General features: G+C 54.6%; 12 protein-coding genes. 9 read left to right on the top strand and 3 right to left on the bottom strand.

Annotated elements, in window-relative coordinates; genetic code table 11:
• Positions 1-33 precede the first annotated feature (33 nt).
• Both OEL57_RS09240 and mnmH read right to left on the bottom strand, forming a co-directional pair.
• Complete coding sequence (locus OEL57_RS09240) at positions 34-966, bottom strand: hypothetical protein (protein WP_300739887.1); 933 nt, start codon at positions 964-966, stop codon at positions 34-36.
• Complete coding sequence (mnmH, locus tag OEL57_RS09235) at positions 954-1,970, bottom strand: tRNA 2-selenouridine(34) synthase MnmH (protein ID WP_300739885.1); 1,017 nt, start codon at positions 1,968-1,970, stop codon at positions 954-956. The genes OEL57_RS09240 and mnmH overlap by 13 nt, the downstream gene beginning before the upstream one ends.
• A gap of 137 nt (positions 1,971-2,107) precedes the next feature.
• Between mnmH and OEL57_RS09230 the strand changes: the two genes are divergently transcribed.
• The 3 genes from OEL57_RS09230 (at position 2,108) to OEL57_RS09220 (ending at position 5,659) form a co-directional block, all read left to right on the top strand.
• A complete protein-coding gene (locus tag OEL57_RS09230; RefSeq protein WP_300739883.1) occupies positions 2,108-3,085 on the top strand; it encodes a class II fructose-bisphosphate aldolase in 978 nt (325 codons plus the stop codon).
• Between the two features lie 183 nt (positions 3,086-3,268).
• Positions 3,269-3,643 (top strand): PilZ domain-containing protein, encoded by a 375-nt coding sequence (locus tag OEL57_RS09225; RefSeq protein ID WP_300739881.1) that lies wholly within the window; start codon positions 3,269-3,271, stop codon positions 3,641-3,643.
• Positions 3,644-3,697: 54 nt separating this feature from the next.
• Positions 3,698-5,659 (top strand): methyl-accepting chemotaxis protein, encoded by a 1,962-nt coding sequence (locus OEL57_RS09220; RefSeq protein WP_300739879.1) that lies wholly within the window; start codon positions 3,698-3,700, stop codon positions 5,657-5,659.
• Positions 5,660-5,731: 72 nt separating this feature from the next.
• Here OEL57_RS09220 and OEL57_RS09215 read toward each other — a convergent pair whose 3' ends face one another.
• Positions 5,732-6,664, bottom strand: coding sequence for a YeiH family protein (locus tag OEL57_RS09215; protein WP_300739877.1), 933 nt, complete (start codon positions 6,662-6,664; stop codon positions 5,732-5,734).
• 100 nt (positions 6,665-6,764) lie between these two features.
• Between OEL57_RS09215 and OEL57_RS09210 the strand changes: the two genes are divergently transcribed.
• The 6 genes from OEL57_RS09210 to panC all read left to right on the top strand — a co-directional run bounded on the left by OEL57_RS09210 (position 6,765) and on the right by panC (position 11,627).
• Positions 6,765-7,655 carry a LysR substrate-binding domain-containing protein gene (locus tag OEL57_RS09210; RefSeq protein ID WP_300739875.1) on the top strand — a complete coding sequence of 297 codons (891 nt, stop codon included), beginning with the start codon at positions 6,765-6,767 and terminating at the stop codon, positions 7,653-7,655.
• A gap of 63 nt (positions 7,656-7,718) precedes the next feature.
• Entirely contained in the window at positions 7,719-8,096 is a 378-nt protein-coding gene (gene crcB / locus OEL57_RS09205; RefSeq protein ID WP_300739873.1) for a fluoride efflux transporter CrcB, read from the top strand.
• Between the two features lie 17 nt (positions 8,097-8,113).
• The gene (locus OEL57_RS09200) at positions 8,114-8,452 is read left to right on the top strand and encodes a DUF190 domain-containing protein (protein WP_300739871.1); all 339 of its coding nucleotides are present in this window, start codon (positions 8,114-8,116) and stop codon (positions 8,450-8,452) included.
• A gap of 41 nt (positions 8,453-8,493) precedes the next feature.
• The gene (locus tag OEL57_RS09195) at positions 8,494-9,735 is read left to right on the top strand and encodes a hypothetical protein (RefSeq protein ID WP_300739869.1); all 1,242 of its coding nucleotides are present in this window, start codon (positions 8,494-8,496) and stop codon (positions 9,733-9,735) included.
• Positions 9,736-9,978: 243 nt separating this feature from the next.
• Complete coding sequence (panB, locus tag OEL57_RS09190; protein WP_300739867.1) at positions 9,979-10,779, top strand: 3-methyl-2-oxobutanoate hydroxymethyltransferase; 801 nt, start codon at positions 9,979-9,981, stop codon at positions 10,777-10,779.
• On the top strand, positions 10,776-11,627 hold the full coding sequence (gene panC, locus OEL57_RS09185) for a pantoate--beta-alanine ligase (RefSeq protein WP_300739865.1): 852 nt from the start codon (positions 10,776-10,778) through the stop codon (positions 11,625-11,627). The genes panB and panC overlap by 4 nt, the downstream gene beginning before the upstream one ends.
• Positions 11,628-11,724 lie beyond the last annotated feature (97 nt).

The raw sequence follows: 11,724 nt of genomic DNA, 5'->3' as shown, positions 1-11,724 counted from the left end.
CATTGGGCTCAGTCCCAGCCCTTAGATTTCTGGCTAAAAAGGAAAGCCAAGGCTTAATCGGAATCCGGTTAGTCCATCACCAAAACGGTGGCTGGCACCAATGCGTGGGTCGGTGAGAAACCACAACTTGCTGGGTTTCGCCAGCCCCAGAGTAAGTCCAAATTCATACTGGTTCTCTATCTTCAGGGGGGCTTCGGTCTGCATGCTGAATGCTGCGGCAGGGAAAAAGCGGTAGTAAATAAATGAAGCGGCAAGATCCGGTTTTTTATCACCCAGTGTAATACCAAGTGGCCTTCTTATTTCAACCCCTGTCTGAAACGTTCCGAAATTTTGATCGCTGCTCTCATCAAAGGCTTCTTCCCCGGCCCAGCCAAGTTTACTCCCCAGGTAGAGTGTGTATGGCTCAAATCGTTGTTCATAATGTATCCCCAGGCCAGCTGCATACAGCAGATCGTAGCTGTCTTTTGCTGCAATCTCCACCCCTCCAAAGCGTGCCTGTCCGTTAAAGGCGTAGCCGCCACCCAGTGAAATGTACGGCTTCAGTATCAGCCCTGACTCCAGAGGGATCAATAGTTCCAGCTGCGGTAAGGCAAAGACATAATCCTGATTTATCTCCAGTTTTGGTCCCAGCAGGTAGGTTTCAAAGCCAACGTGGGTATACCCGAAGTAGCCGGTAAACTTCAGGGTGAGATTGTCTTCTTCTGGCCCTATGGGAAAACAGCCCGTTATTGGAATCCGATAGGTGCTGGTTGTAATGCCGCCGACGTTGTAGGAGCCAAAGCCGTACTGAATGGCGTAGGGGACGTTGACCCAGGCGTCGATTTTAACAGGTGCAGCAAGGGCCTGGTGGCAGGAGGAAAAAAGGAACAGGCTGGAGACCAGCAGAATAACGGTCCCGTGCAGGCATTGTAGTGGTATAGACGCCTTTGTTGCCCTTCTGAACAGTGCTGTTGTCAGATACGACATAGTGCTGCCAGTTCCTCTGCTGCCTGATGGTAGTCTTCCAGATTGATGGTTCCTTCCGGCTCCCATTTTCTAACCCGGTAATAGAGCTTGTCATAATACTGCTCAATCAGGTCTTGGGCTATGCCAGGAATATCCCAGGCGGCAAGTTTGCGCTGCAGCTCTGTGTACTGCTCTCCCCCCAGCTTCTTTTTGATCCGTTCCAGCGCCTCTGCCATCGGTTGGCGGTATTCTTCCCGGGCATATTCTGCAGACAGGCGCTTGACCCTGGTGGCCACTGAGACTGTGCACCAGACCTTGGTGCTGGCTGCCATGACCTCGTACAGATCTCCCGGCAGGTTTATCCGACCGATCCGCTTGCTTTCCCCCTCCACCACAATCGGGCGATCAGCGGGAGCCTTGCGGAAGGCATCCCAGAGCAGGGTCTCAAAACGTTTCTGGGGCGGCTGCTCTCCCAGCCCCAGTGAGCCAAAGGCTGACCCCCGGTGTCTGGCCAGGCCTTCCAGATCAATGGTTGTGTAGCGTTCAGATGGAAGCTGCTGCAGGAATTCGGTCTTGCCGGATCCGGTCATGCCGTGCAGTACCACCAGTTGTACCGGCAGGCTGACCGATTCAAAGAAGGAGCTGACGACCGTGCGGAATGACTTGTAGCCGCCAGCCAGCTTGACGACAGGGTAGCCGGTCATCTCCAGCAGCATGGCGATGGATTCGCTACGCAGGCCGCCCCGCCAGCAGTAGACCAGAGCTGGTCGTCCCTGGGCTGCTTCAGCAATGGTGGCAACAATAGCAGGAAAGCGGTGGCAGGTCAGTTGCAGGCCACGGATACGGGCTGGCTGCGGCCCTTGTTGTTTGTAGAGGGTGCCGATTTCAACCCGCTCTGCGTCGGTCAGGATAGGTACATTGATGGCGCCGGGCAGATGGTCTTCGGCAAATTCCAGCGGCGTGCGGGCATCGATAATACAGTGGGTTTCAAACAGTGATGGATCAAACGGAACAGTGCGGGACATTGCGATCAGATACTCCGGTGGTTTTTTCTGGGATCACCCTTGCCATGCAGGGGGTTCAGTGGTACATATAAACACTCTTTCCCTTGTATTTGCAAGGTTACAAACCTTTCATATCACACATCCGCCAGGAGGAAACCATGGAGAAGAAACAGGTGCATTACAGTGAGCTTGGTCTGGTCAACACCAAGGAGATGTTTGCCAAGGCAATGGCTGGTAAATATGCCATCCCGGCCTACAATTTCAATAACCTTGAACAGCTTCAGGCAATTGTGGTGGCGTGCGCTGAAACGAACTCTCCTGTGATTATCCAGGTTTCCAAAGGAGCCCGCAGTTACGCCAATGAAACCATGCTGCGCTATATGGCCATGGGGGCGGTACAGATGGCCCGGGAAATAGGTTCAAATATTCCAATCTGCCTGCACCTTGACCATGGCGATTCCTTTGAGCTGTGCAAATCTTGCGTCGATAGCGGCTTTTCATCCGTCATGATTGATGGGTCACATCTGCCCTATGAAGAGAACGTCGCACTCTGCAAGAAGGTGGTGGAGTACGCCCACCAGTTTGATGTTACCGTTGAGGGCGAACTGGGTGTGCTTGCCGGGATTGAAGATGAAGTTTCTGCCGAGCATTCCACCTACACCAAGCCGGAAGAGGTGGAGGATTTTGTCAAGAAGACCGGTGTTGATTCCCTGGCCATCTCCATCGGCACCAGCCATGGTGCTTACAAGTTCAAGGCTGGTCAGCCGGTGCCCCCGCTCCGTTTTGATATCCTGGCTGAGTGTGAAAATCGTCTGCCCGGCTTCCCGATCGTGCTGCACGGGGCCTCTTCAGTGGTGCAGGAGTACGTTGAGCTGATCAACCAGTATGGCGGCAAGATGGAAGGTGCTGTTGGCGTGCCGGAAGAACAACTGCGTCAGGCTGCAGCCAGTGCTGTCTGCAAGATCAATATCGACTCCGACGGCCGTCTGGCTGTCACCGCCAAGGTGCGGGAGTACTTTGGCAAAGACCCCAAAGAGTTTGATCCCCGCAAGTATCTGGGGGCGGCACGTAACGAGCTGGTCAAGCTGATTAAGCATAAGAACGAAACGGTGTTGGGTTCAGCAGGCAAGGCCTAACCCCCAAAACTGCTTTCAGCCGCAAGGGAGCGCAAAGAGACAAAAGAAAACCGGCATGTTGAGAGAGTAACCCATTCTTGGTTGTTTTGGCTCAGGTCGTGACAGCAGGTTGTTTTTTTGTGCTTCTTGTGTTCTTTTGCGGCAGTTTATTCGACTTTGTTGCCTATGAACGAGGTGAACGCCATGAGTACCAGAAAATTCTCCCGTGTTCCGTTCCATGTCACGGCAACCGCCACGGTTGGCGGTCGTAGCTTTCAAGGTAAGCTCAGTAACCTCTCCATGAACGGGTTGTTTCTGGAAACAGCAGAGCGGCTACCGGAAGGGGAGGCTGCCGATCTGGTGATCACCCTGGAAGGGACTGACCCTGAAGTCGCAGTTGCCTTTCAAGGGCGGGTCTGCAGGATCACTGATGATGGTATCGGCTTTCATTTTGAAAAGATTGATCTGGATTCCTATACCCATCTGCGTAACATCATCTCCTATAACATGGCTGACGCAGAGAAGGTCATGGATGAGATATTTACCAATATTGAAGAAAAAATCTCGTCTGGGATCTGATTGTTCGGGGGGGCCATGAGCAGTTGTTCTATAAAACGTTGTAGTCATTGCAAGATGTACTCAGTATTCGGCTTTCTTCTGGGGGTTGGAGCGCCGCTGGGCTGGTTGTTGCTAAGGCTGGTGATGTTTAATGATCCCGGACAAACGGTCTTTGAACAACTGATAGGGGATATTGTTAAGGATGCGGAACACCGCATGCTCTATCTGTATATGGGGGTAGGGACATCGTTTGTGCTGGGTACGGTCGGTTTTCTGATCGGTCGAACCGGTGATGAACTGCAACAGCGCGCCCATGAACTGGATGAACTGCATCAGGAAGTGGCCTCCCAGAAAGAGATTTTTGAAAACCGCTTCAAGGTACTGGACAGCAACGTCAAAAACTTTCATCAGATCAGCAGCAAAATACAGACCTCGTTGAATCTAGAGGAGGTATTGCTGCTGTGTGCTGAAGGCCTGCACGATGTGTTGGGATATGAGCGGGTTAATATCCTGATGACCACTAAAAATGGTCGCAGCCTGCGCTTTGTAACCGCCAGCGGCAGTCTGGTCCGCGACTTAGAAGGGCTGGAACTCCCACTGGATCCATCAATCGGCGTGATCTACCGCAGTATCAATGAACGCAAGCCATACCTGATTGATGATATCACCCGCTATGACGAAAGTTATCATCTGCAGCCACCCCATGACCGGATTGAGGTGCTGCGCTCCAAGAACTTCATCATCTGCCCCATGGTGGTTAAGGGTGAGGCCCTAGGGGCCTTTGCCATTGACAACAAACGCTCCCGCCGGGCACTGAACGAGTCTGATCTTGATACGATCATGCTGTTTGCCGATCAGGTGGCCAATTCCATTACCCGCATCAACCTGTTGACATCCATTGATACCCTGACCACTGAACTTGAAAGTTCATTCTCGTTCCTGTTGTCTCACCGTGATCAGTACTCACGGAACGTTGAAGAGTTGAAGGCCAGCATAGAGTCGGTGGTGGATGGTGCGGCGGTGATCGCCTCTGCTGCGGAAGGTTCCACCGCCTCGGTGGATGAGACCAGTACGGCGGTTAACGAGATCTCGGTGGCTATTGAGGAGGTCTCCCGCAATCTGGATACCCTGGCCGGGATCGTGCACCAGTCTGCAGCAGCCATGGAACAGATTACCCGCAATATTACCAGTGTTGAGCGGAGCGCTGCCATTTCCCACGAGGTGTCCAGCCAGGTACAGGCCCAGACCGAAGAGGGGCGTACGGCGGTGAACGAGACCATCGGTTCACTGGCAGAGATTCAGCATTCAGTTGAGGAGTCCTACGCCGGTATTACCCGTCTGGCTGAGAAAAGTACCCGGATTGAGAATATCGTCAATGTCATCAACGATATCACCAAACGGACCAACCTGCTGGCTTTGAACGCCTCGATCATTGCGGCCCAGGCTGGTGAATACGGCAAGAGCTTTGGCGTAGTGGCTGACGAGATCCGCAACCTCTCGCTGCAGACCGGCCATTCCACCGGTGAGATTACCGGTATCATTGATGAGATTATGTTTGAGTCGCGCCATGCTGCCGACAATATTACCGCCACCAAGGGGCTGGTTGTGCGGGGGGTGGAGCTGGGGCACGTCATGGGGGAGACCCTGCAGGCGATCTATGATCGCTCGGTCTGCTCAATGGAGATGACCTCTGAGATTAAGCAGGCCACTGAAGAGCAGTCACTGAGTGTGCAGATGGTTGCCCGCTCCATGGAAGATATCAGCAGCATGACCTCCCAGATCTTTAACGGTTCCAAGGATCAGGCCAAGGCCACCCGCAGTATTGCCCGGGCAATTGAGACGGTCAAGGAAATGGCCCACGAAATGGTTCAGTCCACCTCCAGTCAGGTTGAGGATGGCCGCAGAATCAGGCGCACAGTGGAGTCTGTCAGTGCCATGGTGCATCAGATGTTTGACAATATGGAGGCCCGTCGGGCCCAGTCGTCAGAGGTGGTTAAGGAGCTGGAGTCGATGAAGAGCACCACCTGCCAATTGTAACCTGGGTCTCGGATCAAGGCAGATGTAGTAAAGGCTCCCGTCCGACACGACGGGAGCCTTTTGTATTTAAGGTTAGCTGACCCAGCCCAGCAGGATCGCTGCGGCGCTGGTTACGGAGACAATGATCCAGAGCGTAATCCCCTGGGCCAGCGGTTTGATGCCGGTCTTGGCCAGCACCTCCCTGGTCAGGCCGCTACCGATCAGGAGCAGCGTCACCACCAGACTCTGTTTGGCTATGCTGTTGAGCGGATGCCAAATCTGCTCAAACTGTGGCAGGGCTGTCTTGATGGCTGCTGCAGCAATAAAGCCGATGATAAAGAGTGGAAACGTGGTCTTGCCCTCTGATTTGGTAAACCAGGCAGCCAGCAGGGCAGACGGCATGATCCACAACGCCCTGGTTAGTTTAACGGTGGTGCCGATTGCCAGGGCCAACCCGCCGTAGGCTGCTGCTGCCCCCACCACGCTGCTGGTGTCGTGGATCGCCAGGGCTGACCAGAGCCCGAACTGCTCTTGCCCCATCCCCAGCAGGTGTCCCAGAGGCGGAAACAGGATCAGGGCCAGGGAGTTGAGGGTGAAGATTGTTGCCAGGGCCACCCCGGTCTCTTCACCTTCCGCCTTGATCACCGGCGCCATGGCAGCAATGGCGCTGCCGCCGCAGATGGCGGTGCCAAATGAGATCAGGGCTGAGGTGCGCTGCGGGGTTTTGAACAGCCTGCCCAGCAACCAGCCTGCCAGCATGGTAAAGCTGATGCTGATGGCGGTGTAGAGAAAGGCGTCCTTGCCGGTTTTCAGAATCACCGGCAGGTTGATACCGAACCCAAGCCCCACCACCGAACTCTGCAGCAACCGTCTGCTCCAGGTGGAGGTGGCGTTCTTCCAGGGATTGCCGATCATCAGCCCGAAGGCAAGTCCTGCCGTCAGTGCCATCGGTGCGCTGATCATTGGCAGGCAGCAGGCCAGTAACAGGAGCCAGAACAGTAGTTTTAATCCGTTGGTGTTGTGCATCTGAAGCTCCTTGTGTCTGATTGATGGTTGCTACTTTAGCCAGAAATAATTATAAATAAAAATGAATAATAATTATTAAAAACATCAATTGGATTTATGTATGTCGTTGTCACTGAGACAGCTGGAAATTTTTGAAAAGATCGCCTCCACCGGCAGTGTTACCAGGGCAGGAGAGGCGTTGCTGCTGACCCAGTCTGCGGTAAGCATGGCTTTATCCCAGCTTGAGCAGCTGAGTACTGTTCCGCTGTTTGAGCGCTCCGGCAGGCGGCTGCTGCTGAATGATGCCGGACGGCTGCTGCTGAAGGATGCCCGTGAGATCCTTTTGGCCGTAAAGCAGCTAGAGCAGCAGTTGCAGGGAGATAACGGAGAGCTGGTGGGTGAGCTTCTGGTGGGAGGCAGTACCACCATTGCCAACTATCTGCTACCGTCGTTGTTGGGGGCCTTTGCCCGGCAGTATCCGCACACCAGGGTGCAGTTGACCGTTGGCAATACCCAACAGATGGCTGATCTGCTGGCAACAGGGCAGCTGGATATCGCCTTTGTTGAGGGGCCTTGTCATAACCGCGACCTGGTTGCCCTGCATTGGCGGGATGATGAACTGGTGGTGGTGGCCGGGGCTGAACACCCGTGGGCCAAAGAAAAGAGTGTGACGCCGGAACAATTGGCTACAGCCCCCTGGATCATGCGTGAAAAGGGCTCCGGTACCCGCGAGATCTTTGAATACTCCATGGATAGGGCCGGAGTCGGCTATATGATTGCGCTGGAGTTCGGTCATACCGAGGCGATCAAAAACGGTGTTGCCAGTGGGCTGGGGGTGAGTTGTCTCTCGCGGATTGCGGTTGACCGGGAACTGGAATATGGCCGGCTGGTTGAGGTGGCAACCCCGTTGTTGCTAAGTCGATCACTAACCCTGCTGAAGCGGCGCAACAGCCATTGCACCGCCCTGCTGGATGCCTTTTTAAAGGTGTCAGGCGGAGTCTGGGAGGCGTGAGCTTGTACAAACTAATGACATGCTCTGAAAGACTGCTATAGTTACCCAAGGAGTGCTTATACGATGAAAACAGCTGCAACCATCGCCCTGTTTTGTGCCGGAGGAGGTCTAACCCGCTACTACCTTTCCAACTGGGTCTATAGTCTGTTGGGGCGGGCCTTTCCCTGCGGTACGCTGGTGGTCAATATCATCGGCGCCTACTTCATCGGCCTGATCATGGAGCTTGGTCTGCGTAGCACCATGCTTTCAGATAGCCTGAGGGTCGGCTTAACCGTTGGGTTCATGGGGGGATTGACCACCTTTTCGACCTTCAGCTATGAGACCTTCAAGCTGTTGGAGGATGGTCAGTTTGTGACGGCTTTTGCCAATGTACTGGCCAGTGTGGCGGTTTGCCTGGTCTGTACCTGGCTGGGAATTGTAACCGTCCGTTCACTGACATAAGACAGGAGAGAAAAACCATGTCAAAACTGATAGGTGAGCAGCAATTGATGCGGATCTTTATCGGCGAGGGCGACCGTCATGGCTCTCGCCCTTTGTACGAAGCCCTGGTTGAACTGCTGCGTAAGGAAGGCTGTGCCGGTGCCACGGTTCTGCGCGGGGTCTGCGGCTTCGGAGCCAACCGGGTCTATCACACCCAGAAGCTGCTGGATCTGTCAACCGATCTGCCGATGGTTATTGAGGTAGTAGACAGCCAGGAAAAAATTGCGACTGTTATGCCGCAGATTGACGCCATGATGGGCGGTGGTATGATTACTCTGGAAAAAGCCACGGTGATCCGCTATAGCCCGAAATTGTAAGCATGGCGGCATGCTTTACTAACTACAGGGGAGGTCATGGTATGAGGATGCTGAGCAAGATATTGGTGAGTGCTGGTCTGGTCTCGCTGAGTGCCACAATGGCACTGGCAGCTGAAAAACCCCGTCCCGCCTATCCGCATTACTGGATCAGTGTGGCAACCACAAACCAGTCCATCCCCGGCATGTCGGAAGAAATGTCCGGCATGGCATCGATGTTTGGTGGCCGTGGAGCGGCTTTTGGTCCCCGCCGGACCCTGCAACTGCAGGTGGAAGGCCCCAAAGAGGTTGCCGAGCCCAAGGCAGAACATCTGATTCCTTCAGCCCAGAAGATGGGGGATAGCCTGCCGTTGATTACCCCCAGGCAGGAGAAGGCTGAATACCAGCCTGACCAGCGGGGAGGGCGGCCTGAAAAGTATGAAAAGCCAAAGGCCCGGATGCTTATCTATTGGGGCTGTGGTGAGACGGTTGCCAAAGGGCAGCCACGGGTGATTGATACTGCAAAGATGTCTGCCATGGATTTTGGCAAGGCGTTGAGCGGGCGTAGTGGTACCCGCCAGATTCCGCCGTCACCCCACAAGGGCTGGACCTACGGTGACTGGCCCAACAGCGAAGACAGAAAAGATGTGCCCAAGGATGCCTCGCTGGTGGGTGAGCATCAACTAAAAGGCAGCTATCTGCCTGAAAACATCCGTTTCAGCCTGGATCAGCAACGTGACTTCATGGCGCCGGTCAGTTTCAGTGCCATCAGCAAGACCACTGCTGGTGCCTGGCCGTTCACATGGCAGCAGGTACCTACCGCCATCGGCTATTTTGCCACGGCCATGGGGCACAACCAGAAGACCGGCGAGACCATTTTCTGGTCATCAAGTGAGGTTCCAGAGATCGGCTTCGGCTTGATGGATTACCTGACGCCCCATGATGTGCAGCGTTTCATCAAAGAAAAGGTCGCCATGCCGGTCAGTCGTACCAGCTGTATCATCCCTGCCGGGGTATTCAAGGACGCAGAGGGGGCCATGCTGCAGTTTGTGGCCTATGGAGAGGAACTGAACATTGTCTACCCGCCAAAGCCGAAAGACCCCAAGCAAGCCTGGAATCCACAGTGGTCGGTCAAGGTGCGGCTCAAGTCAACCGGCTCATCGCCGCTGATGGAGGCTGAAGATCGGGGGGGCAGGTCATCAAAAAAACGTCCTGCAACTGACGATAGTGAAGAGCAGGAACAAAAACCTTCGGACAAGAAAAAAGGCGGTATGATGGATGGGATGCGGGGGATGTTCGGCTTTTAGCAGAGCAAAAAATAGTGGCATTCATTTTTTTGAATATGCTAATGTAGCAACTCTTTATGACAGCCACCCACATGGGGGCTGATCAATAGCTGCAGAACCTGCGAAGACATACCGCCCGGATTTGTTGTTCAGCACAAACCGGGACGGACGGAACATGGAACCTGCCGTTGCACCTGATGCATCTGGTTTGTGGTAACAGGCACACCGTCCCTTGGTGTGCCTGTTCTATTTTGGAGTCGTGGCATGCGTAAGAAGATCACCATACCTGATATACTGTTGATGAAGCAGGAAGGCCGTAAAGTGACAGTCCTGACTGCCTATGATTACCCGACCGCCCGTCTGGTGGATGCTGGCGGGGTGGATGCCATTCTGGTGGGAGATTCTGCCGGGGTGGTGTTCAGCGGTCATGAAAATACCCTGCCGGTGACCATGGATGAGATGCTGTATCACGTCAAGGCGGTGGTACGGGCCAAGCCCAAGGCACTGGTGATTGCTGACATGCCGTTTATGGCCTGTCAGAGCGGTGAGATCGAAGCCCTGAAAAACTGTGGCAGGATGCTGCAGGAAGGTGGGGCTGAGGCGGTCAAGATTGAGGGGGGCAGCAATATGGCCCCGATCATCCGGGCCATCACCGAGATGGATATTCCGGTTATGGGGCATGTGGGGCTGACTCCCCAGTCGGTGCATCGCATGGGGGGCTACAAGGTACAGGGGCGTAAAGACCAGGCCGAACGGATTCTGGAGGATGCCCATGCTGTGCAGGAGGCCGGTGCCTTTGCCGTGGTACTGGAGGGGATTCCGGCTAAATTGGCGGCGCGAATTACTGATATGCTGGATATCCCCACCATCGGTATCGGCGCAGGTCCGGCCTGTGATGGTCAGGTGCTGGTAATCCACGATATCCTGGGGCTGTGCGAGAAATACTCCCCCAAGTTTGTCAAACGGTATGCCGATCTTGCCCCGTTGATTACTGAGGCGGCACGACAGTATGTGTCAGAAGTGAAAGATGGAACCTTTCCGACTGAGGAGCATTCGTTCTCGTGAAACTAATCCAAAATGTGCAGGAGATGCAACAGACGGTTTTGGGGCTAAAGCGGCAGGGCAAGCGGGTCGTCTTTGTACCCACCATGGGTTTTCTGCATCAAGGTCATGCCTCCCTGCTGCGGGAAGGTCGTACACGGGGCGATGTTCTGGTGCTGTCAATCTTCGTTAATCCAACCCAGTTTGGTGTCAACGAAGACCTTGACAGTTACCCCCGCAATCTGGAGGGGGACTGTGCCCTGGCTGAGGCTTGTGGTGTGGATCTGATCTTTGCTCCCACAGCTGCAGGTATGTACCCGCCTGGTTTTCAGACCACGGTTGCCCTTGGCCCATTGACCAAGCCGCTCTGCGGTGCCAGCCGCCCCGGCCATTTTAACGGTGTGGCGGTGGTGGTGACCAAGCTGTTCGGCATTGTCCAGCCGGATTGTGCCCTGTTCGGTAACAAGGATTTTCAGCAGCTGGCGATCATCCGTCAGATGACGCAGGATTTGAATCTAGCGGTGGAGATTATCGGTATGCCGATTGTGCGGGAGCCTGACGGCCTGGCCATGTCTTCCCGCAATAGCTACCTGACAGCGATACAGCGCCAGCAGGCGCTCTGTCTGTTCCGAGCAATCCAGAAGGTACGGGATCTGTTTGCAAACGGGGAAACGTCGGTTGACCGGCTGCTTGGTGAGGCTCGCATGATCATTACTGCGGTGCCGGAAACCTCAATCGATTATCTGGAACTGCGAAACAGTACAACCCTGCAGCCTGCTGAAACAGCCGCAGGTGATACCCTGTTTGCCCTGGCCGTCAAGATCGGATCTACCCGGCTGATTGACAATACTGTACTGGGGGGAGATCTGTAATGCCCACTAAGGCCCGCGCCAACCTGGAAAGTCTCTACCGGATCTTTACGGTGCCTGAGGCACCTGATTCAACCCTGGGCTCGGTTGATAGGGCCAT

The organism is Trichlorobacter sp. (assembly GCF_030247655.1).
Classification (GTDB): Bacteria; Desulfobacterota; Desulfuromonadia; order Geobacterales; family Pseudopelobacteraceae; genus Trichlorobacter.
The sequence above is the reverse complement of the archived record's forward strand: the minus strand, read 5'-3'. Positions and strand labels throughout refer to the sequence as shown.

Bases quoted from the DNA above. Each gene is read 5' to 3' on its own strand.
- OEL57_RS09240 (WP_300739887.1), bottom strand. From the start codon at position 966: ATGTCGTATCTGACAACAGCACTGTTCAGAAGGGCAACAAAGGCGTCT.
- mnmH (WP_300739885.1), bottom strand. From the start codon at position 1,970: ATGTCCCGCACTGTTCCGTTTGATCCATCACTGTTTGAAACCCACTGT.
- OEL57_RS09230 (WP_300739883.1), top strand. From the start codon at position 2,108: ATGGAGAAGAAACAGGTGCATTACAGTGAGCTTGGTCTGGTCAACACC.
- OEL57_RS09225 (WP_300739881.1), top strand. From the start codon at position 3,269: ATGAGTACCAGAAAATTCTCCCGTGTTCCGTTCCATGTCACGGCAACC.
- OEL57_RS09220 (WP_300739879.1), top strand. From the start codon at position 3,698: ATGTACTCAGTATTCGGCTTTCTTCTGGGGGTTGGAGCGCCGCTGGGC.
- OEL57_RS09215 (WP_300739877.1), bottom strand. From the start codon at position 6,664: ATGCACAACACCAACGGATTAAAACTACTGTTCTGGCTCCTGTTACTG.
- OEL57_RS09210 (WP_300739875.1), top strand. From the start codon at position 6,765: ATGTCGTTGTCACTGAGACAGCTGGAAATTTTTGAAAAGATCGCCTCC.
- crcB (WP_300739873.1), top strand. From the start codon at position 7,719: ATGAAAACAGCTGCAACCATCGCCCTGTTTTGTGCCGGAGGAGGTCTA.
- OEL57_RS09200 (WP_300739871.1), top strand. From the start codon at position 8,114: ATGTCAAAACTGATAGGTGAGCAGCAATTGATGCGGATCTTTATCGGC.
- OEL57_RS09195 (WP_300739869.1), top strand. From the start codon at position 8,494: ATGAGGATGCTGAGCAAGATATTGGTGAGTGCTGGTCTGGTCTCGCTG.
- panB (WP_300739867.1), top strand. From the start codon at position 9,979: ATGCGTAAGAAGATCACCATACCTGATATACTGTTGATGAAGCAGGAA.